Genomic DNA, 20,653 nt, shown 5'->3' with positions numbered 1-20,653 from the left:
CACCGTCTTTCATGGATACGAGGAAAGGATCCGGTCGTGGTGACAGGAGACCCGAACGTGCTGGACCGACGGGCGCTCAACCGGAGCCTGCTGGCCCGGCAGCTGCTGCTGGAGCGCGCCGGCCTGTCGGCCGTACAGGCGGTCGGACATCTGGTGGGGATGCAGGCCCAGGCGCCCAACCCGCCCTACATCGGGCTGTGGACCCGGCTGGCCGGTTTCCGTATCGAGGACCTGGCGGACAGGGTCAGGGACCGCGAGGTGGTCCGGCTGGTGCTGATGCGGGGCACGATCCACCTGGTCACGGCGCAGGACTGCCTGGCCCTACGGCCGGTGCTCCAGGGCGCCCTGGAGCAGGGGCTGAAGGGCACCTTCGGCCGGAAGCTGGCAGGGCTGGACACCGCGGAAGTGGCGGCGCTGGGCCGTGAGCTGGTCGACAAGGAGCCGCTCGCGCTGGGCGGCCTGGGCACCCTGCTCGCCGAGCGCTGGCCGGACCGGGATCCGTTCGCCCTGGCCAATGCCGTACGCAATCTGGTGCCGCTCGTGCAGGTGCCGCCGCGTGGCCTGTGGGGCGAGAGCGGCCAGGCCGTGCACACGACGGCGGAGTCCTGGCTCGGCGGGACGCTCGCAGAGAGCACCTCGCCCGACGCGATGGTCGAGCGCTATCTCGCGGCCTTCGGACCCGCCACCGTCAAGGACATCCAGGCCTGGTCCGGAATGACACGGCTGGCCGACTCGGTGAACCGGCTCAGGCCCCGGCTGCGTACCTTCCGCGACGAGAGGGGACTGGAGCTGCTCGACCTGCCCGACGCTCCCCGGCCCGACCCGGGGATGCCCGTCCCTGTGCGCTTCCTGCCGGAGTTCGACAACATCCTGCTGTCGCATGCCGACCGCAGCCGCATCCTCACCGACGAACAACGCAAGCTCGTCTTCACCCGCAACGGTCTGATCAGGTCGACGTTCCTCGTGGACGGCTTCGTACGCGGGCTGTGGCGGATCGAACAGGCGCGCAGGGCTGCGACTCTGGTCATCGAGCCGTTCGGCCCGCTGGGCAGGAAGGACCGCGACGCTCTCGCGGAGGAGGGGAGCGGCCTGCTCGCCTTCGCGGCGGCCTCCGCCACCGCACGCGACATCCGTTTCGACTGACGGCGTACGACGGCGGGGGAGGGACCGGGCTTCCGGTCCCTCCCCCGCCGTCGTGCGCCGTCAGTTCGACCAGTCCGGGGTGTCGAGGATCTCCAGGACCGTCGTGGTCCACACGTATCCCGCGCCTGCCGCCTGCAGGACCACCAGGTCCCCGGGCTTCGCGTCGCCGCTCTCCATGACCCGGTTCAGCCCGAGCACGGGGTCGGCGGTGCCGACCATGCCGGTACCCAGGCCCCACTCGTGCGTCGTCCGGTCCCGGTCGACGCCCAGCAGACCGTAGAGCCCGTGGGTCACGATCGACAGGGCGAGGTTCTGGTGGAGGAAGTACCGCACGTCGGGCAGATCCACCTCGGCCTCGTGGAGGGCCTGCTTCATCGAGAGCTGCACGCTGGCGGATATCTTCTCGATCGCGTCGTCGAAGTCCATGTCCTCGGCGAGCAGGTAGTCCGACTTGCGCTCGCTGACCCCGACCGGCGCTCCCCCGGAGAACGGGGCGTCCGTCCAGCCGGCCCCGCTGCGGCCCATCGGCTCCAGCGACGGGTCCGCGTGCGAGAACGTGGCGCGGACCCGGGCGAAACCACCGCGGCTGGACAGGACGAGGGCCGCGGCGCCGTCGCCGTCGACGTTCTGCTCGTCCGAACCCCAGCGGTCGATGTAGGGCATCCGGAAGGCGTCGCCGCCCGTGATGAGGGCCGCGGTGACATCGGGGCGGGAGGTCACGTACGAGGAGGCGACCTCGAAGGCGGCCAGCATGCCGTTGCAGCCCTGCTTGATCTCGAACGCCGGCCCCGTGCCGCCGACCGTCTCGCGCTGCACGAAGCTCGCGGGTGTCCAGAAGTCGAGCCCCTGGTGTCCGATGTAGCTGTGCAGGACCAGGCCGAACTCGTCGTTCTCGTGTCCGGACCTGGCCACCGCCCGGCGCCCCGCGATCGCCGCCATCGTGGGGCCGGTCTCGTTCTCGGCGGCCACATGGACCGAGCGGAAGCCGTTCAGGGACCGCTTCTTCTCCGTGTAACTGCCCGCGGCGATCGCCTCCTCGGCGGTCTCGATCCGCTCGGGCAGATACGCACCCACACCGGCGACGTACAGGTTGTTCCAGCGCATGTCAGTCTCTCCTTCAGGACGCGTAGAGGTACGCCGCGAGAGTCGCGGGGGTGGGCGCCTGGTAGACGCGGCGTACCGGGATCTTGATCCCGAACGCCTCATGGACGCGCCGGGTCAGTTTGGACGCCAGGAGGGAGTGCCCGCCCAGGTCGAAGAAGCTGTCCTCCACATCGACGTCCGGCATACCGAGAACTTCGCCGAACATCAGGCAAAGCTCCCTCTCCCACTCCGTTGCGGTCACTGGTGCCTCCGTTGTCTTCTGCGTCGGTTGGTGGCCCGGGTCAGGGGGCGCGGTCGGCGTCATGCCGCTTCGGCCTCGAGCCGGCTGTGCAGCTCCTCGTCGTACATGTCGTCGACGGACATGCCGCCGGCGGCCACCGCGAAGTAGCGCTCCGTCAGGTCCGGGGATTCCTGGACCATGCGGAGCATCGCCATCCGGTCGGGCGTGACCTCCAGACGGCTCACGAACAGGGTGTTGCGGTAGCCCTCGAAGAGCTCGTCCTGGAGCTCCTCCCCGTAACTTCGCAGCCCCTCGGCGAGCCGTACCGGGTCATCGAGTACGCCGCCGACCGACGCGGCCAGCAGATCGGCCTGCAGGAAGGCGTCGCTGATGCCGCGCGCGGTGATCGAGTCCTTGTGGTGTGCCGCGTCGCCGACGAGCGCCCAGCCGGGGCCTGCCGGTGTACGGAAGAAGTTCTGCTGGTCCCCGGTGCCGCGCAGCCGTTCGACGCGTTCACCGCCGTCCATCGCCCGCGCGTACAGATCCGGCGCGGTGGCGCGGATGTTCTCCAGGTAGTGCTCCAGCGCGTCGCCGCGCACCCGGTTGAACTCCGCCTGCGGGAAGTACGCGGCGATCAGGGTGGCGTCGTCGTTGGTCGGTATCGCGCCGATCCAGCGGCCGGGGCGCTCATACAGTTCGAACTGGGATTTGATGCCCTGCCAGTAGGTGAAGTAGATGCAGGACATCAGCGGGTCCTGGACCGTGTACGGGGCGTCCACGGCCTTGGCCACTGCCGACCGCATCCCGTCCGCACCCACCACGAGGCGGGCCCGTTCCTCGACCGGCTTGCCTTCCGCCGAGCGGCACTTGACCCCGACGACCCGGTCCCCGTCGAAGACGAGCCCGGACACGGAGCAGCCGTCCCGGAACTCCGCCCCGGCGGCCACGGCCGCGTCGACGAGGATCTGGTCCAGCAGATACCGGCGCGGTGCGTACGCCGCCGACTGGCCCTCGTGCGGGACGGTGCCGCCGTCCAGCCGGACGTCTTCGACCTGGTAGATCGTCCTGTCCAGCGCCGGGCACCCGGTGGCTCGGACCGCGTCCAGCACCCCCCAGCGGGCGAGCCGTGCGATCCCGGGCTGGTGGATGTAGTGCGTGGAGAGCGTGTCACTGGGGAACCGCGCCCGGTCGACGAGCAGCACCCGATGGCCCGCCCGCGCCAGGAGCAGAGCGGAGGCGGCACCCGCAACGCGAGCCCCCACCACGATGACGTCGTACATTCCGGACCTCCAAGTCACGGACATGCCCCTCGGTTGGCGGTGGGCCGGGCGGACGACGCCCGGCCCACCGGCTTAGGAGCAATCTGAGGGCACCTTCGCAGCCCCTTCTTGAGACCCGCTCGATCAGTCCTGGGCGGCGAACGCGCCGAGGTTCTCCCCGGCCCACCGGCCGAAGGTCCGCGCAGGCCGGCCGGTGAGGCGTTCCACGGTGTCGGTGGTCCCGGCCGGATGCCCGACCGCCGCGGCCCACTGGTCGAGCAGCGAGGTGAGGATCGGCGCCGGCACGAACCGGCCCATCTGCTCGACCGCCTGCTCCCGGGTGAGCTCCTGCACCGCGATCTCGCGTCCGAGGAGTTCGGCGAGGATGCCGAGCTGCTCACGGAAGGTCAGCGACTGCGGCCCTGTGAGGGTGAGGGAGAGGCCGACGAGCGTCTCGTCGGTGAGGGCGGCCACGGCGACATCGGCGATGTCGTCCTCGTGGACGGGCGCGGTGTGGGCGCCCGCGTACGGCAGTCGGACGGGCTGTCCCCGGCGGATGGCGTCACTCCACCCGAACGCGTTGCCGGCGAAGGCGCCGGGTCGCAGAACGGTGCCCGGCAGCGCCGACGCGGCGAGCGCGTCCTCGACCGCCGCGTGGTGCACGGCCAGGGGGTCGGTCGCGGCGTCGGGGCCGCCGACCGTGGACGAGGACAGCAGGACCACATGCCGGACCCCGGCCCTGGCCGCAGCGGCGAAGAGGTCCTTGGCGCCTTCGGACTCGGCGTACAGGAACGCCTTGTCCACGCCTCGGAGGGCGGCATCGAAGGTGTCCGGACTGTTCAGGTCCAGCTGGACGACGTCCACTCCGGCCGGAACGCTCAACTCCGCAGGTGTGCGGCCGGATGCGCGCAGGGTGTGGCCCGCGGCGTGCAGGCGGTCGAGGACGCGGCGGCCGACGTTGCCGCGTGCCCCGGTTACGAGAATGGTCACGGTGGTACTCCCGTCGAGTGCGGTACCGGCCCGGATGGTGGGGTGGCCGACGGAAACCGTCGGCCCTACGGGCCTGTTCGGCGGTCAGGGTCGAACAGGCCCTAAGCGGAGCCGGCAATTCAGTGAACCGGGCCGCACTCGCGCGTGCCTCGACCCGTGCGAAGACATGACCGGTTCCACCGGCATTCGAGCCGGTTCGCAGACCCTGCCGCCCCGGGCACCTCGAGAGGAGACAGGCCGATGACATCGGTAGTCGCAGCGTTTCGCCGTCGGGCCGCCGAGGCCCCCGACACCGTGGCGGTCTCCGCCGGGGACGACCACCTGACCTACGCCGGGCTCGACCGCTGGGCGCGGGAGGTGTCGCGGGAGCTCACGGACGGCGCCCGGGCGGCGGCGGGCGACCGGATCGCGGTCTGCCTGGAGCGCTCCCCCGGACTCGTCGCCGCACTGCTCGGCGTGCTGGGAGCCGGCGCGGCGTTCGTGCCCATCGGCCTCGACGACCCGGCCGCACGAGTGGCCGAGGTGTTCGCGGACGCGGAGATACGTGCCGTCCTGTGCGAGCCGGACGACGCCGGCCGCTTCGCCCCGTACGGCATCCCGGTCCTGCAGGTACCTGCCCGCCCGGCGGCGGACCTGCCGGTGCCGCCGGGGGCCGCCACGGTCCGGCCCGGGGACCTCGCCTATCTGATGTACACCTCGGGATCCACGGGCCGCCCGAAGGCCGTCATGGTCGAGCACCGCAACATCACCAACCTGGTGACGGACCCCAACTACGTGGAACTGGGCCCCGACGACCGGATCCTGCAGTTGGCGCCCGTCGCCTTCGACGCCGCCACGTTCGAGATCTGGGGCGCACTCCTCAACGGGGCCCGGCTGGTGCTCGCTCCGCCGCGCCAGATCCAGGCCGAGGAGCTCGGCGCCCTGCTGCGCGACGAGGGCATCACCGTGCTCTGGCTGACCGCCGCGCTCTTCCACCGGCAGATCGATGTGGACGTCAAGGCGTTCAGCGGGCTGCGCACGCTGCTGGCCGGCGGTGACGTGCTTTCCGTCCCGCACATCCGCGAACTGCAGGCCGCCGTCCCCGGCTGCCGGATCGTCAACGGTTACGGACCGACCGAGACCACCACGTTCGCCGTCTGCCACCGGATCGGCGCGCAGGAGGACCTCGGCCACTCCGTGCCGATCGGCACCCCGCTGCAGAACGTCGACGTCCGTATCGTCGGCGACTCCGGCCTGCCGCTGCCCGACGGCACCCCCGGCGAGCTGTGGATCGGCGGCGCGGGAGTGTCCCGGGGCTACTGGCGGCGCCCCGACCTCACGGAGAAGGCCTTCGTCACGGCTCCCTGGGACAGCACGGCCGGGCGGTTCTACCGCAGCGGCGACCTGGCCAGGCGGCGCCCCGACGGGGTCATCGAATTCCTCGGCCGCAACGACGACCAGTTCAAGCTGCGGGGCTTTCGTATCGAGCCCGGTGAGCTCGAGAGCGTCCTCGCCGGCCATCCGCAGGTGCGCGGCGCGGCGGTCGGCGTCCGGGAGAGCCACCTGGGCGACCGCCGGCTGGTGGCGTGGGTGGTGCCGGAGGCCGACGCCCTCGACCGGCGCGCCCTGCGCTCGTATCTGCGCGAACGCGTGCCCGAGCACATGATCCCCGCAGCCTTCGTCTCACTGGCGGAGCTGCCCATCACCGGGAACGGCAAGGCCGACCGCAAGGCCCTGCCCACCCCCGACTGGACGTCGAAGTCCATCTACGTCTGATCTCCCGAGCCGACCTGAAAGGGCGAGCATGACCAACCATCCGTTCACGAACCAGTACGTCGTGGTCACGGGCGGTGCCACCGGCATCGGCCGTGCCACCGCCCTCGACTTCGCCAAGCAGGGTGCCGCGGGTGTGATCGTCACCGGGCGCCGGGCCGACCGCCTGGCCGAGGTGGCGGCACTGCACCCGGCCATCGTCCCGGTCCGCGCCGATGTGAGCACGCAGAGCGGCGCGGACGCGGTCGCCGAGGCCGTCGGCGAGCTGGGCGGCGCCCTCGACGTCCTGGTCCACAACGCCGGTGTCCACACCATCGGCGCGGCGGGCAGCATCGATGCCCAGGCGGCCCGCGAGCTGTTCGACGTCAATGTGCTCGGCACCGTGATCCTCACCAACCGGCTGCTCCCCGCGCTGCGTTCGCCGGGCGGCAGCATCGTGTTCGTCACCAGCCCGGCCGGCCACAACCCGACACCGATGGCCTCGGTGTACGCGGCGAGCAAGGCCGCGGTGAACACCTTCACCCGCTCCTGGGCACTGGAGCTGGCCCCGAAGGGCATCCGGGTGAACGCGGTGGCTCCCGGCTGGGTGCGTACCGAGGTGTACGAGAGCCACGGCATGGCCCCCGAGCAGGTGGACGAGCTCTTCGCGCAGGCGGCGAAGAGCGTGCCGCTGGGTGTGACGGGCGTGCCCGAGGACGTGTCGCAGTGGATCACTCTGCTCGCCGCGCCGAGCAGCGCGTGGATGACGGGCCAGATCCTCACGATGGACGGCGGCGCCGATCTCGTACGGGCCAAGCAGGTCTGAGCCCACGCGGGACCGAGGAACCGAACCCGAAGAAGGAAAGGACGGCACACCGATGTCGCAGACAGTGGACCGGCAGGACGGCAGCCCCGTACCGGGCCCGGTGCTCAATCCCGAGGCCCTCTTCCACACCGGTCTGGTCGTGGAGGACCTGGACCTGGCGATGAAGACACTGAGCGAACTGGCGGGCTACCGCTGGACCAGCGTGATGGAGCTCCAGGTGACGGCGCGTACCCCGGGCGGCCTCCAGCACGGCGACCAGCGCTTCGTGCTCTCGCTGGAGGAGCCGCGGCTCGAACTCGTCGAGGCCATCCCGGGCACCGTCTGGGTGTCCGACGGCACCAACGGGGCCCACCACGTGGGCTACTGGGCCGAGAACGACCGGATCGAGGCCATGTCCGCGGCGCTCGTGGAACTGGGGCTGGAGGTGGAGGCCTCCAACGACACCGCGACCGACGGCACCCTGATGTGGGTCTACCACCGTGGGCTGGGCGGCATCCGGGTCGAGCTGCTCAACACCCTGATGAAGCCGTCCATGGACGCCTGGATCGCCGGGGCGGACCCCGCCGAGGTGCAGCAGGACGCGCCCACCGGCTGACAGCGGCTCCCCGCCGAGCAGTTGAGCCCCCGCCCGGGAAGGGCGGGGGCTCAACTGCTGTGTTCCCGGATCAGGATCCCCAGGTGACCGGCAGGGTCTCCAGGGCGTGGTTGATCCCGCCCAGGTGCCAGGGGACCTCGCTCTCCGGTACGGCGAGCCTGAGATCGGGGAAGCGCCGGACCAGGCCGTCGATGGCGATCTCCAGCTCCATCCGCGTCAGTTGCTTGCCCAGGCACAGGTGCATGCCGTGGCCGAAGGAGAGATGCGGATTGTGGGAGCGGCCGAGGTCGAGGCGGTCGGGGTCGGGGAAGACCCTCCCGTCGCGGTTGGCCGAGGAGATGGCGATCACCACGGCGTCGCCCCTGGCGATCTTCACCCCGCCGAGTTCCATGTCCTCCACGGCGATGCGCGGGTTGCCGGCCGAGTCCGTGGAGAAGAGATTGACGTGCCGCAGCAGTTCCTCGACCGCCTTCGGGATCCGGGAGCGGTCCTCGGCCAGCCAGTTCCACTGGTCGCGGTGGTGTGCGATGAGCGCGAGGACGGAGCTGGCGAGCTGGTTGGCCGTGGTGTCGAAGCCGGCCCCGATGAGGGTGAAGGCAAAGGTGACCAGCTCCGTCTCGCTGAGCCGGTCACCGCTGTCCCTGGCCGCGATCAGATCCGACAGCAGGTCCTGGGTGGGGTTCTCGCGCTTCTCCGCGACGACCTCGACCATGTACTCGTTCAGCTTGGCGAGGCCGTTGACCGAGTCCGAGTCCTCGCCCTGGTCGTCGACGGTGACGAAGTCCCGTGCGTTGGCGGCGAACAGCCGCAGGACCCTCATCGGCACACCCAGCAGCTCACCGATGACGGTCAGCGGCATGGGTACGGTGAACCGCTCGACCAGGTCGACCGGTCCGCCGGACCCGGCGAGACCGTCGAGCATTCCGTCCGCGATCCGCTGGATGCCCGGCCTCATCTGCTCGATACGCCGGGCGGTGAACGCCCCGGCCGCGAGCCGGCGCAGCCGCGAGTGCTCGGACCCGTCCATCGAAATGATCATTTCGGGCGTCGAGGTCATCGCCCCGCCGATCCGGGGTGCCCCCGGCTTCACGGTCTCGGCGCGGCTCAGCCGCGGATCCGCCAGCGCCTCCCGGGCCTCGTCGTAGGCGGTCACGAGCCAGGCGTCCACGCCGCCCTCGGTACGCACCCGTACGACCGGCTGCCCGGCCCGCAGCCCGGCGTACTGCGGGGCGGGGCAGCGGTAGGACGAGCCGGCGAGCGGGAACACCTTCATGTCCCGGTCCTCATCGGTCACGGACTCGCTCCCGTACTCGGTCACGGACACAACAGCACCTCCACAGTTGACACGGTTGTGCGGCACCGTAGAAGGCGCTGCTGGACACAGAGTTGCTTCGGACTCGACCCGCTCAGGCCGGGTCCGCCGGGATGTCCGGGCGCGGGGTGCGGCCCGGGCAGGCGGAGCGTGCGGGCGGCAGGGTGCCGTCCACCAGGTAGCGGTGCACGACGGCGTCGACGTGCGGGTTGCCGCCCAGTACGTACACCTCGTGCTCGCCCGAGTCCTCGACGGTGAGCAGATGGTGGCCGACGAGCTCGGCCATGGCCACGCCGCCGTCGTAGTGGTCCATCGGGTCGCCGTCGGCCTGCACGATCAGACCGGCCGCGTAGCCGTCGCGGGTGATCGCCACCGGCTCCTCGGCAGCCTCGAACGCACGGAAGGCGCCCACCCACGGCGAGGCCCGGAGCACCCCGTAGCCGTACGGGAACCGCTTACGGAACTCCCGCATGTCCTGGTAGTACACCTCCAGGTCGGACGGCCAGGCGTGCTCCAGCGTGATGGCCTCCAGGACGCCGACGCGCAGATCGCCCTCACTGTCCGCGGGCCGCCAGGTGCCCTGTTCGGCGAGCAGGTCGCGGCAGGCGTCCGGGTCGCCCTCGCCGGCCGCCCGGTGCACCCCGGCGACCAGGACGGCGAGAGAGGCCCACTGGCCGCGGTCGGCGGCCCGGTTGCCCACGGCACCGTCGAACAGGGTGCGCAGCCGTACGGCGTCCTGCGGCAGCGACTCCAGGGCGGCGACCGCCTCCTCCACGGTGGTGAGCACCTGCTCGGCCGAGGCGCCGACGGCGAAGGCGCCGTGCCGCTCGCCGGTCCAGCGTGCCCACAGGTCGACGTTGCGCTGGACGGCGTCGCCCTGCTGGAGGAACTGCTCGCGCCACGTCCACTGCGGGCCGACGCAGGAGTCCAGGACCAGTCGGTCCAGGGCGGCCGGGAAGAGGCTGCCGTAGACGGCCCCGACATAGGCGCCGTACGCGTACCCGACGAAGCTGATCCGCTCCTCGCCGAGCACGGCGCGGATCACGTCCATGTCCCGGGCGGTGTTGGGGGTGCTGATGTGCGGGCGCAGCTCCCCGCCGCCCCGTGCGCAAGCCTCCTCGCGCAGCCGCATGTCCTCGGCCAGTCCCGCGAACACGCCGTCCGGCGGCCGGGAGTCGAACGGCTGGGCGGGAACGGCCACTTCGGCGTACAGCCGGGTCGACCCGGCGGTGCCGCGCGGGTCGAAGCCGATGAGGTCGTACACCTCCTCGAGGGGGGTTCCGGCGAACTTGCCGGGCAGGCCGACGCCGTGCCCCCAGTCGCCGCCGGGGCCGCCGTTGACAGCCAGCAGGACACCGCGCCGCCTCGCCGGGTCGGTGGCGCGGCGGCGGCTGAGGGCGAGCGTGATCCGCTCGCCCCCCGGGTCGGTGTAGTCGCGGGGGACCTCGATCGTCGCGTGCTCGGTCCGGTCGTCGTCCGGTGCGGGCGACCATGCCGGCCGCTGTGTGTGGAACTCGCTCACCACCGCAAACCTCCGTTCTCGTCAGGCCGCCAGACTCTCGGTAGCGCCTCGAGGGGTACTGGAACGTTCCCGGACCGGCACGAACAGGGCGGCCACCAGCCCGGCCACCGCGAACAGGGCCGCCCAGGTGAGCGCCAGTCCGTAGCCGGAGGCGAGGGCGTTTGTCGTGCCGGCCCCGGCGGCGACGCGGGCGTCGATGCGGGCCGCGGACAGCGCGGCCAGCGTCACCAGACCGGCCGCGCTGCCGAGCTGCCGGGTGGTGTTGAGCAGCCCGGAGGCCAGCCCGGCCTGATGGGCGGGGAGTCCGGCGGTGGCGGCGTTCGTCGTGGCGTTCAGCACCGCGCCCATACCGAAGCCGAGCAGCACGGCGGGGCCCAGCACATCCACGGTGTACGTGGCGCCCGCGTCCACCCGGGCGAGCCAGAACAGCGCTGCGGCGGACAGCCCGAGGCCGCCGAGCAGGACCGGGCGCGGCCCGGTGCGGGGGACGACGGAGGCGATGCCCCAGCCGCCGAGCGCCATGCCCAGCGACAGCGGCAGATAGCTCAGGCCGGTGACCAGCGGGCTGTAGCCGAGCACCTGTTGGAGCAGCAGGGTGAAGAAGTAGAAGGTGCTGAAGAGCGCGGCGATGCCGAAGAAGGCGACGAGGTTGGCGGCGGCCACGGAGCGGTTGCGGAAGATTCCGAGCGGCACCAGGGGGTGACGGGCGAACCGTGCCTGGATCACCAGGAAGGTAACGAGCAGGGCGGCACCGGCCAGCAGAGGTCCGAGCACCCGCACGGACCCCCAGCCGTGCACATGTGACTCCGAGACCCCGTACACGGTGCTCATCAGCCCGAGCGTGACCGTGACCGCCCCGGGCAGGTCGAGGCGGTGGTGGGCACGGCCCTCGCCCTGCGGCCGGGTCTCCGGTACCACCCAGCGGACGGCGGCGAACAGGGCGATCCCGATGGGGACGTTGATCAGGAAGATCCACCGCCAGGAGAACCACTCGGTGATCACCCCGCCGGCCAGTACCCCGATCGCCCCGGCCGTCCCGGAGACGGCGCTCCACCATCCGAAGGCCCGTGCCCGTGCGCCGGGTTCGGTGAAGGTCGTCCCGAGCACGGTGAGCGTGGCGGGCGCCATGACCGCGGCGCCGAGCCCCTGGAAGGCGCGGGCGAGGATCAGCGTGCCCGGGGCGTCGGCTGCTCCGCCGACCGCGCTGGCGAGGGTGAACAGGGCGACTCCGCACAGGAAGATCCTGCGCTGGCCGAACAGGTCCGCGAGCCGGCCGCCCAGCAGCAGGAAGCCGCAGACCACCACCGTGTAGGCGTTGTTGACGAGCTGCAGGTTGTGCCGGTCGAAGTCGAGGTCACCGGCGATGACGGGCAGCGCCACGTTCACCACCGAGGCATCCAGCACGTTCATGAACTGGCCCAGGCAGCAGGCGACGAGCACCGGTCCGGTCCGGGGGCCGGCCCTGCCGGGCGGGGCGGGCGTCTGTCGCGTCCGTTCGGTCACAGTCATGCGGGCACGCTGCGCCCCGCCGATGGACCGCCGCCGGACCGCGTGTCGACGCACGCTCGAGCGCCGGTCCGCCCTGCGTGGCGCCCCGGTCGTGCGGGCACGCGCGGTCGAGATCCCCTCCACCGGGACTGCAGGGACGTATCCCACAGTCCGGTGCCGTACTTCCGCACGGCTGGCCGACATTCCACGAGGAGAGCTCGCCATGGCCAAGATCACCTACAAGCATCCGAACGGTACCGTCACCATCGTCGACGTCCAGGCGCCCAACACGGTCATGCGCGGTGCGAAGCTCAACAACGTCGACGGCATCGAGGCCCAGTGCGGCGGCTCCGCCCAGTGCGGCACCTGCCATGTGTACGTCGACGAGGCGAACACGCTGCCGCTGCCCGAGATGGACTCCGTCGAGGACGACGTGCTGTACGGCACCGCCTGCGAGCGCACCGAGTTCAGTCGGCTGAGCTGCCAGTTGCCCGTCGGTGACGAGATCGACGGGCTGCTGGTCCACCTGCCCGAGGCGCAGAGCTGATGGCCGCGCACGCGGTCGTCGTGGTCGGCGCGGGCCAGGCGGGCTTCGACACGGCCTGCGCCCTGCGCAGCCGGGGCTTCCGGGGCCGGATCACGCTCATCGGCGACGAGCCGCCCGGGCCCTCCTACCGGCCGCCGTTGTCGAAGGGCTATCTGGCGGGCACGGTGACGGCCGAGGAGATCGCGCTGCGGCCCCCGTCGTTCTACGCGGAACAGGACATCGAGCTGCTGTCCGGTGACCGGGTGGCCTCCCTCGACCGCGAACGGCGCACCGTCCTCCTGGAGTCGGGGCTGCGGCTGCCGTACGACAACCTGGTCCTGGCGACCGGTTCCCGGCCCCGCACCCTGCCCGTGCCCGGCGCCTTGCTGACCGGGGTGCTGTCGCTGCGCGGCCTGGCCGACGCCGAGGACCTGCGGCTGCGGCTCAGCGGGCCGCCCCGCAGGCTCGTCGTGGTCGGCGCCGGTTTCATCGGCCTGGAGGTGGCGGCGACCGCCCGCGGCCTCGGGCACGAGGTGACCGTGGTGGAGGCGCAGCCCCGGGCCCTGGCCCGCGCGCTCACTCCCACGGTGTCGGACCGGATCGTCGCCGAGCACCGTGAGCGGGGCGTACGCGTGCTGCTGGGCCGCGAGGTGACCGCACTCTTCGGCGACGGCGAGGGCCGGGTCCAGGTCATGGAGCTGGACGGCGGCGAGCGGATCGCCGCGGACCTGATCGTGGTCGGCGTCGGCGTCCTGCCGAACATCGAACTGGCGCTCTCCGCGGACCTGCTCGTCGGTGACGGCGTGGTCGTGGACGCGCAGCTGCGCACCAGCGACCCGGACATCTTCGCCCTCGGTGACTGCGCGCGTTTCCCGAGCCCGCACGCGGGCCGCCATGTCCGGGTGGAGTCCGTCCAGAACGCCTCCGACCAGGCCAAGTGCGTGGCCGCGGCGATCTGTGGCGAGCCCTACGCGTACACCGCTGTGCCCTGGTTCTGGTCCGAGCAGTACGCGCTGCGGCTGCAGATCGCGGGGCTGACGGCGGGCCACGACGAGACGGTCACCGTCGGCGACCGCGCCGACGGCAGGTTCTCCGTCTTCTGCTTCCGCGCGGGCCGGCTGACCGGCGTCGAGTCGGTGAACCGTCCCGCGGACCACGGCATAGCCCGGCGGCTGCTCACGGCCGGCACCGATCTGTCGCCCGAGACCGTCCGGCAGCCGGGCTTCGACCTCAAGAGACTCCCCCGCACCCCCACCACCCCCACAGCTTCACCGTCCCGCCCAACCACCACCCAGGAAAGGCTGTCCGTCCATGCCTGAAACCACGTCGGCGCCCACGAGCGCGACAATCCCCGCCCCCGCGCCGTCCCGGCGCCCCCGTCCGGTCACCCTGCAGGTCCTCGGCGTCTGGCTGGCCGTGCTGGCGGTCCTGGCCGGCTTCGGTACCGCGTCGGCGACCGCCGGTGAGACCGGGCGCCACCCGCGTGCCCAGCTGTCGCTGGCCGGGGTCTGGGACCTCACGGTCAACGTCCACGCGCCCGACGGTGTGTCCACCACAACCCCGCGGTTCACCTTCCGCGCGGACCACCAGCTGTCGGCCGAGGGCCCGCCGGACGAGAACGGCCAGCCGCTGTACGAGGCCACCGGCTTCTGGACGGAGAAGAAGGACGGCACCATCGCCTTCTACATCACCCATGGGGGCGCGGAGGGCGGCGCCATCCTGGGCAATGTCCAGGCCGTCCACATGGGCAGGATATCCGGCAGGACCTTCAGCACGTCCGCGTACGCCTTCGTCACCGTCAGCGAGGACCTTCCGCCGCAGGGCCCGGTCGACGTCGACTCCACCGCGACCTGGGTCTCCCCGGCCCCGGCTTCCTGACCGCTTTCCGCGAAGCCCGCACCGCACGCCCCGCGCGCCCGCCTCCCGCTCCTGCGAGCGGAAGGCGGGCGCGGCTCGTGCCGCCCGTGCGCGGGCACAGGAACGGTCCCGGCCCCCTCGCCCTTCTTCTTGTACCCGTGAAGGAGGACGAGGGGGCCGGGACCGTTCCTGTGTGCCTGCCGGCTCAGTCGCCCCGGACGACCGGGAGGCTGGTCAGCGTGTGGTTGATCTCGCCGGTGTGCCAGGGCAGTTCGCTCTCCGGCACCGCGAGCTTCAGATTCGGGAAGCGTCGCACGAGGCCCTCGATGGCGATCTCCATCTCCATCCGCCCCAGGTGCTTGCCCAGGCAGTAGTGCATCCCGTGGCCGAAGGAGATGTGCGGGTTGCGCTCACGGCCCAGATCGAGCCGGTCCGGCTCATCGAAGATCTCCGCGTCCCGGTTGGCCGAGGCGAGCGAGAGCAGGACGGCGTCGCCCTTCGGGATCGTCACGTCGCCGACCTCGATGTCCTCGGCCGCGATGCGCGGGAAGCCGGAGGTGTCGGTGGCGAACAGGTTGACGTGCCGCAGGAGTTCCTCGACCGCCTTCGGGATGCGGGAGTGGTCCTCGACCAGGTAGCGCCACTGCTCCTGGTGGTCGACCAGCAGGGCCAGTACGGAGTTGGCCAGCTGGTTGGCCGTGGTGTCGAAGCCGGCCCCGATCAGGGTGAAGCCGAAGGTGACCAGCTCGGGCTCGCTGAGCCGGTCGTTGTCGTCGCGGGCGGCGATGAGCTCGGACAGCATGTCGTCGGAGGGGTTGGCCCGCTTCTCGGCGATCAGCCCGACGATGTACTCACTGAGCTTGCCCAGCGCGTGCAGGGACGCCTCGCCGCCTGCCCGGTCGTCGACGGTCGCGAAGGCGCGCGCCCACTGCTCGAACTCCCGCAGGTCCTGCGACGGGACGCCCAGGAGCTCCCCGATGACGGTCAGCGGCAGCGGCACCGCCAGCTGCTGGACGAGGTCCACGGCGCCGTCCTTGGCCTCCATGTCGTCGAGCAGCTCGTCCGTGACCCGCTGGACGTTCTCCCGCATGCGCTCGACCCGCCGCATGGTGAACGCGCCGGCGACCAGCTTGCGCAGCCGCGAGTGTTCGGGAGCGTCCAGCGAGATGATCATCTCTGGAGTGGTGTGCATCGTGCCGCCCACCCGGGGGGCACCTTCGCCACAGGCCTGGGCGCGGCTGAGCCGGGCGTCGGCGGACAGCCGGCGCACGTCCTCGTAACGGGTGATCAGCCAGGCGTCCACACCTCCTGCGGTGGGCACCTTCACCACCGGCTGTTCGGTGCGCAGCCGGCCGTACGCGGGAGCCGGGCCGCGGTAGCTGGATCCGGTGAAGGGGAACGTGCCCGCCACCGGGCAGCCGGTGCCCTGGGGCGCCGTCTCCTGGGTGGCTGTCTCCTGGGTGACTGTCACGACGAAACCTCCGCTTGGGGCGTTACGGGTCGGGCCTCAACGTACGGACTGCCGATGGAGGCCAAGTCGCCCCGAACTGGAGTCCGTTGAGATGTCTTCCGGGGCCTTGGAGCGACGCCGCACACACGGGAGGGGGCGCCCGGAACATCCCGGACGCCCCCTCCCGCCGTGCGGCGGCTCGGCTCACTCGGCGGGGCCGAGCAGCACAGCCGAGTAGTTCTTCCGGGCCGCCGTGTCGTACTGGAGTGCGACATGGCTGGTGGCCGACGTGATGTCCCGCCAGAACCGCTGCAGGGCGTGCCCCTCACCCAGCCCTCCGGTACCGGCCGCGCCGACCAGCAGCGCGGCTGCCTCGCGCAGGGTCTCGGCGGCGTAGGTGGCGTTGCGCTCGTTGCGCGCCATGTGCTCGGGGGTGAACAGCCGCCCGTCCAGGACGTGGGCGTTCTCCTCCACGAGGTGACGCGCCGCGTCGACCCGGCCGGACGCGCGGACCATGGTCAGCTCGGCGGTCTGGTTGCGCCGCCGGCCGGTGATCGATCCCGCGCACGCCGCCAGGGCGCCGGTGGCCGCGCCTACGACGGGGGCGATGAAGGTGAGCCCGCCGACGGCCTGGAAGGGCACGTTGTGGGAGGCCACCCGGGAGGTGGCGTTGCGACCGGTGAGCATGTCGGTGCGGTCGAAGGACAGGTGCGCCGGTACGAACACGTCGTCGACGACGACCGTGTGGCTGCCGGTGGCCCGCATACCGACGCTGTCCCAGGTCTCGCGCACGGTGTACGCGCCCCGGGGCATGGTGAAGAAGCGCAGCTGCGGCGGGCCCTCACCGCCTCCGACCGCCGCGCAGACCATCGCCCAGTCCGCGAAGTCGATGCCGCTGACGTACGCCCACTGGCCGGTGACCTGCCAGCCGCCGTCCACGGGCCTGGCCCGCCCGGCGGGCATCAGCCCGGTCGCCACGACCGTGTCGGGGCCTGCGCCCCACAGCGCCTGGTGGCCCTCCTCGGGCAGGTGGGAGGCGAAGCGCGCCGAGTACGCGGCGAGCGACGCACACCAGGCCGAGGCGGCACAGCCCTCGCCGACGGAGACGACGGCCCGGGTCAGCTCCGCGAAGGAGCCCTCCGTGCCGCCGAAGCGGGCGGACACGAAGTGCCGGGCGAACCCGGCCTCGCGTATCGCGTCGGTGACCTCGCGGGACAGGCTGCGCCCGGTGTCCGCGTCGGCCGCGTGCAGGGCCGCGAGCAGCCGCAGCCGGTCGGCGGCCGGGACCAGGCCCGTGTCCGTGGCCGCGGGGGCCGCCGGGGCGTCGATGACGCTGCCGTCGATGCTCATGCTCCGGCCCCGTTCGCGACGGCCTGCGCGAAGCGCTCCAGCGTCTCTCCCGGGCTCGGCCCGTCCAGCGCCTTGAAGATCCGCTCCGCGCCCGGACCGTGCCGGTCCAGCTTGACGTGCGCGAGCGATACCTTGGTGTGGCCGGCGTCGACGGCCTCGAAGTCCACCTCGATCTGGCTCGCCCCGTCGTCGGTGGGGATGGACTGCCAGTTGGGGTCGATCCGCCAGGTCATGGCGACGCGGCGGCCGGGCACCCACTCCAGGACACGTCCCCAGGCGATCTCGGTGCCCTCCACGTCCCACTCGTAGTAGCGCCCGCCCACGCCCGCCTCGAAGGCCAGGCCGGCCCGCTCCTTGCGCACCAGGATGTGGCTCGGCGGCCACCAGTCCACCGGGCGCTCGGTGAAGACCTTGAAGCATTGGTCGGGCGTCGCCGCCACGGTCACCGACTTCCTGACGTCGGGCAGGGTCTGCGTCTGCTCGGGCACGGGGCCTCCTCGCTCCAGCCGGGTGTCCGCCCGGTCGCCGCATCGAATGGCGCCCACGCTGACGGCCCGTGCTAGGCCCCGTGTCGAGTTCGGCTGGAGGGCCGGGCCTCCACCCCGGGTCCACCGGCGTGCGAGAACCCCGCAAGGACACGGGCCCACCGTCGAGCTCCTGGACAGGATCGACACGAGCGATGGGGAGAGCACGATGACAGACGCGGGACGACGAGTTGCCTTCGTCACCGGTGCGACCAGCGGTATCGGCCTGGCCGTGACCGAGCTGCTCGCCCGGCAGGGGGTCGCGGTGTTCGGTGTGGCACGCAGCGCCGAGAGCGTACGCACGGTGGTCAAGCAGCTCCGTGAAGAGGGCCTCGAAGTGGCCGGCACGGTGTGCGACGTGACGTCCCTGGAGCAGATCCAGGAGGCCGTACGGGCCGCGGTGGCCGAGTACGGGCGGATCGACATTCTTGTGAACAACGCGGGCCGGGGCGGCGGCGGTGTGACGGCCGAGATGGAGGACTCCCTCTGGGACGACGTGATCGAGACCAATCTGAACGGCACGTTCCGCGTCACCCGCGAGGTGCTCAAGGCCGGCCTGATGCGGGACGGCGACTGGGGCCGGATCATCAACATCGCGTCCACCGGCGGGAAGCAGGGCGTCGAACTCGCCGCGCCCTACTCGGCCTCCAAGCACGGCGTGATCGGCTTCACCAAGGCCGTCGGCAAGGAGCTCGCCCCGACCGGGATCACCGTGAACGCCGTCTGCCCGGGCTATGTCGAGACGCCGATGGCACAGCGCGTACGCCAGGGCTACGCGGGCCACTACGGGGTGAGCGAGCAGGAGATCCAGGACAAGTTCAACGCGAAGATCCCGCTGGGCCGTTACTCCACCCCCGAGGAGGTGGCCGGCCTGGTCGGCTACCTCGCCTCCGACACGGCCGGATCGATCACCGCCCAGGCACTGAACGTCTGTGGCGGACTCGGCAACTACTGAGCCCACCCGCACGTCACTCATGGCCCTGATGGCACGGGCAGAATCGGAGTATCTGACATGACTGCTGTGACCGCCGGCGCACTGCTGGCCGAACCCGACGTGGCCGCCTTCCGTACCGCGATGGGCCGATTCCCCACGGGCGTCACCCTGCTCACCCAGGGCAGCGGCGACGACACCATCGTCATGACGCTCAACAGCCTGACCTCGGTGTCGCTCGACCCGATGCTGATCCTGGTGTCGGTGAAGGCCGACGGCCGGATGCGGCCGCGGATCTCGCGCGCCGGGAGCTTCGCGGTGAACGTGCTGAGGGAGGCGCAGCGCGACCTGGCGCAGGAGTTCTGCCGCCCCGACCGGTCGGAGGGACGGGCGGCGATGCTGCGGCTGTCCGCCGAGGAGGGCGTCACCGGCAACGCCGTACTGCCCGACGCGGAGACGTATGTCGAGTGCGTCCTGGACGCGGAGTACGCGGCCGGGGACCACACGCTCCTCATCGGCAGGGTGGTCGCCCTGTCCGGTGGCCTCTCCGCCCCCGACCCGCTCCTCTTCCACCAGGGCCGTTTCGGCCGGCTGCCCGCCGCTGCGAAGGAGGAGGGCGCGTGACCACGGCGCAGGCCCCGCGGGTGGCACCGCCCGGCTCACTGGTGCCGGTCGCCGACGACGTGTACGCCTTCGTCCAGCCGGAGGGCGGCTGGTGCCTCAACAACGCGGGCCTGATCGCCGGCGGGGGCCGCTCCGTCCTGGTGGACACGGCGGCGACCGAGTCCCGCACCCGGCGGCTGAGGGAGGAGGTCGCCCGGATCGTGCCCGGCGGTCCGGACTACGTCGTCAACACGCACTTCCACGGCGACCACACCTTCGGCAACGGCCAGTTCGTCCCGCGTGCGGTGATCGTGGCCCACGCGGGGACGCGGGCCGACACACAGGAGGCGGGCCTCGGCCTGCGCCACCTGTGGCCGGACGTGGAGTGGGGCGAGACCCCGCTGACGCTTCCCGCACTCACCTTCCGGGACGAACTCACCCTGCACGGCGACGGGCTGCACACCGAACTCCTGCACGTGGGACCCGCCCACACGGCGAACGACATCGTGGCGTGGGTGCCCGAGCGCGCGGTCCTGTTCACCGGTGACGTCGTCTGGTCGGGGGTCACCCCGTACATCCTCATGGGGTCGGTCACCGGTTCGCTGCGGGCGCTGGAGCGACTGCGGGCGCTCGGGCCCGCGGTGGTGGTCCCCGGGCACGGCCCGGTCGGCGGCCCGGAGCTCATCGACGCGACGGAGGCGTACCTCCGTCTGCTCCAGGGGCTGGCCCAGGACGGTCTGCGGCGCGGCGTGGGCCCGCTGCAGGCCGCTCGGGAGGCGGACATCGGCGCGTTCGCCGGGCTCCTGGACTCCGAGCGGCTGGTCGGGAACCTGCACCGCGCATACGCGGAACTCGACGGCCTCGCCCCGGGCGCCCGTATCGATGTGGCGGCGTCCTTCAAGGAGATGGTCGCCTTCCACGGAGGGCTGCCGGCCTGCCACGCCTGACCGTACGGCGCACACCGCACACCTATCGCACCTCTCGCACACCTCAAGGAGGAGTCGTCAATGGAGACGATGCTGCTGGACCGCGTCATGGTGGAACTGCCACTGCCACCCGCACCGCTGGACGAGGCACCCCTCTGGGTCCCCCTGCTGCTGGCCGGGGACCTGGACGACGACGGGAGCGAACCGCACATCTGCCGCGGCATCGACTGACGGCCTGCCGGAACGGTGTCCGGCGCATGGACGAGGGGCCCAACGCGTTGGGCCCCTCGTCCATC

21 protein-coding genes are annotated in these 20,653 nt (G+C 71.8%); 11 read left to right on the top strand and 10 right to left on the bottom strand.

The genetic code is table 11. The annotated features are described in order from the left end of the window. The first annotated feature begins 36 nt into the window (after positions 1–36). Positions 37–1,143: a winged helix DNA-binding domain-containing protein gene (locus tag ACFWBQ_RS37190; protein WP_385508159.1), complete on the top strand. Its 1,107-nt coding sequence runs from the start codon at positions 37–39 to the stop codon at positions 1,141–1,143. A gap of 60 nt (positions 1,144–1,203) precedes the next feature. Here the strand turns inward: ACFWBQ_RS37190 and ACFWBQ_RS37185 are convergent, their stop codons facing one another. From ACFWBQ_RS37185 to ACFWBQ_RS37170, 4 genes are all read right to left on the bottom strand, one after another. Next, positions 1,204–2,247, bottom strand: coding sequence for a ketoacyl-ACP synthase III family protein (locus tag ACFWBQ_RS37185; protein ID WP_385508156.1), 1,044 nt, complete (start codon positions 2,245–2,247; stop codon positions 1,204–1,206). 13 nt (positions 2,248–2,260) lie between these two features. After that, positions 2,261–2,452 carry an acyl carrier protein gene (locus tag ACFWBQ_RS37180; protein WP_385508153.1) on the bottom strand — a complete coding sequence of 64 codons (192 nt, stop codon included), beginning with the start codon at positions 2,450–2,452 and terminating at the stop codon, positions 2,261–2,263. 95 nt (positions 2,453–2,547) lie between these two features. Continuing rightward, positions 2,548–3,747, bottom strand: a complete 1,200-nt coding sequence (locus ACFWBQ_RS37175) for an NAD(P)/FAD-dependent oxidoreductase (protein WP_385508149.1) — start codon at positions 3,745–3,747, stop codon at positions 2,548–2,550. Between the two features lie 123 nt (positions 3,748–3,870). Beyond that, positions 3,871–4,716, bottom strand: coding sequence for an NAD(P)H-binding protein (locus tag ACFWBQ_RS37170; protein ID WP_385508146.1), 846 nt, complete (start codon positions 4,714–4,716; stop codon positions 3,871–3,873). A 240-nt stretch (positions 4,717–4,956) separates the two neighbouring features. Here ACFWBQ_RS37170 and ACFWBQ_RS37165 point away from each other — a divergent pair, with 240 nt between their 5' ends. The 3 genes from ACFWBQ_RS37165 to ACFWBQ_RS37155 are packed head-to-tail and all read left to right on the top strand — an operon-like array spanning position 4,957 to position 7,868. Next, positions 4,957–6,471, top strand: coding sequence for an amino acid adenylation domain-containing protein (locus ACFWBQ_RS37165; protein ID WP_385508143.1), 1,515 nt, complete (start codon positions 4,957–4,959; stop codon positions 6,469–6,471). 28 nt (positions 6,472–6,499) lie between these two features. Then, positions 6,500–7,273, top strand: a complete 774-nt coding sequence (locus ACFWBQ_RS37160; RefSeq protein WP_385508140.1) for an SDR family NAD(P)-dependent oxidoreductase — start codon at positions 6,500–6,502, stop codon at positions 7,271–7,273. Positions 7,274–7,325: 52 nt separating this feature from the next. Then, a complete protein-coding gene (locus ACFWBQ_RS37155) occupies positions 7,326–7,868 on the top strand; it encodes a VOC family protein (RefSeq protein ID WP_385508134.1) in 543 nt (180 codons plus the stop codon). Between the two features lie 70 nt (positions 7,869–7,938). Here ACFWBQ_RS37155 and ACFWBQ_RS37150 read toward each other — a convergent pair whose 3' ends face one another. The 3 genes from ACFWBQ_RS37150 to ACFWBQ_RS37140 form a co-directional block, all read right to left on the bottom strand. After that, the gene (locus ACFWBQ_RS37150) at positions 7,939–9,186 is read right to left on the bottom strand and encodes a cytochrome P450 (RefSeq protein ID WP_385508130.1); all 1,248 of its coding nucleotides are present in this window, start codon (positions 9,184–9,186) and stop codon (positions 7,939–7,941) included. Positions 9,187–9,274: 88 nt separating this feature from the next. Then, the gene (locus ACFWBQ_RS37145; RefSeq protein WP_385508126.1) at positions 9,275–10,702 is read right to left on the bottom strand and encodes an alpha/beta fold hydrolase; all 1,428 of its coding nucleotides are present in this window, start codon (positions 10,700–10,702) and stop codon (positions 9,275–9,277) included. A gap of 21 nt (positions 10,703–10,723) precedes the next feature. Continuing rightward, the gene (locus ACFWBQ_RS37140; protein ID WP_385508123.1) at positions 10,724–12,211 is read right to left on the bottom strand and encodes an MFS transporter; all 1,488 of its coding nucleotides are present in this window, start codon (positions 12,209–12,211) and stop codon (positions 10,724–10,726) included. 202 nt (positions 12,212–12,413) lie between these two features. Here ACFWBQ_RS37140 and ACFWBQ_RS37135 point away from each other — a divergent pair, with 202 nt between their 5' ends. The 3 genes from ACFWBQ_RS37135 to ACFWBQ_RS37125 are packed head-to-tail and all read left to right on the top strand — an operon-like array spanning position 12,414 to position 14,594. After that, on the top strand, positions 12,414–12,737 hold the full coding sequence (locus ACFWBQ_RS37135) for a 2Fe-2S iron-sulfur cluster-binding protein (RefSeq protein ID WP_327114700.1): 324 nt from the start codon (positions 12,414–12,416) through the stop codon (positions 12,735–12,737). After that, a complete protein-coding gene (locus tag ACFWBQ_RS37130; RefSeq protein WP_385508118.1) occupies positions 12,737–14,035 on the top strand; it encodes an NAD(P)/FAD-dependent oxidoreductase in 1,299 nt (432 codons plus the stop codon). Before ACFWBQ_RS37135 ends, ACFWBQ_RS37130 begins: the two co-directional genes overlap by 1 nt. Next, entirely contained in the window at positions 14,028–14,594 is a 567-nt protein-coding gene (locus tag ACFWBQ_RS37125) for a hypothetical protein (RefSeq protein ID WP_385508114.1), read from the top strand. The genes ACFWBQ_RS37130 and ACFWBQ_RS37125 overlap by 8 nt, the downstream gene beginning before the upstream one ends. A 184-nt stretch (positions 14,595–14,778) precedes the next feature. Here the strand turns inward: ACFWBQ_RS37125 and ACFWBQ_RS37120 are convergent, their stop codons facing one another. From ACFWBQ_RS37120 to ACFWBQ_RS37110, 3 genes are all read right to left on the bottom strand, one after another. Continuing rightward, positions 14,779–16,044 (bottom strand): cytochrome P450, encoded by a 1,266-nt coding sequence (locus ACFWBQ_RS37120; protein ID WP_385508111.1) that lies wholly within the window; start codon positions 16,042–16,044, stop codon positions 14,779–14,781. Between the two features lie 183 nt (positions 16,045–16,227). Further along, on the bottom strand, positions 16,228–17,373 hold the full coding sequence (locus tag ACFWBQ_RS37115) for a hydrolase (RefSeq protein ID WP_385508107.1): 1,146 nt from the start codon (positions 17,371–17,373) through the stop codon (positions 16,228–16,230). Further along, a complete protein-coding gene (locus tag ACFWBQ_RS37110; RefSeq protein WP_385508105.1) occupies positions 17,370–17,861 on the bottom strand; it encodes an SRPBCC domain-containing protein in 492 nt (163 codons plus the stop codon). The genes ACFWBQ_RS37115 and ACFWBQ_RS37110 overlap by 4 nt, the downstream gene beginning before the upstream one ends. A 205-nt stretch (positions 17,862–18,066) precedes the next feature. On the opposite strand from ACFWBQ_RS37110, the gene ACFWBQ_RS37105 reads away from it, so the two are divergent. From ACFWBQ_RS37105 to ACFWBQ_RS37090, 4 genes are read left to right on the top strand one after another with little or no spacing between them, the layout of a single operon-like run. Further along, positions 18,067–18,852, top strand: a complete 786-nt coding sequence (locus tag ACFWBQ_RS37105; protein WP_329207425.1) for an SDR family NAD(P)-dependent oxidoreductase — start codon at positions 18,067–18,069, stop codon at positions 18,850–18,852. Between the two features lie 57 nt (positions 18,853–18,909). Then, positions 18,910–19,452, top strand: a complete 543-nt coding sequence (locus ACFWBQ_RS37100; RefSeq protein ID WP_385508101.1) for a flavin reductase family protein — start codon at positions 18,910–18,912, stop codon at positions 19,450–19,452. Then, positions 19,449–20,378 (top strand): MBL fold metallo-hydrolase, encoded by a 930-nt coding sequence (locus tag ACFWBQ_RS37095; protein WP_385508099.1) that lies wholly within the window; start codon positions 19,449–19,451, stop codon positions 20,376–20,378. Before ACFWBQ_RS37100 ends, ACFWBQ_RS37095 begins: the two co-directional genes overlap by 4 nt. A gap of 60 nt (positions 20,379–20,438) precedes the next feature. Continuing rightward, positions 20,439–20,588 carry a hypothetical protein gene (locus ACFWBQ_RS37090; protein WP_385508097.1) on the top strand — a complete coding sequence of 50 codons (150 nt, stop codon included), beginning with the start codon at positions 20,439–20,441 and terminating at the stop codon, positions 20,586–20,588. The last annotated feature ends 65 nt before the right edge of the window (positions 20,589–20,653 follow it).

It is taken from the genome of Streptomyces sp. NPDC060035, assembly GCF_042736635.1.
Lineage (GTDB): Bacteria > Actinomycetota > Actinomycetes > Streptomycetales > Streptomycetaceae > Streptomyces.
The sequence above is the reverse complement of the archived record's forward strand: the minus strand, read 5'-3'. Positions and strand labels throughout refer to the sequence as shown.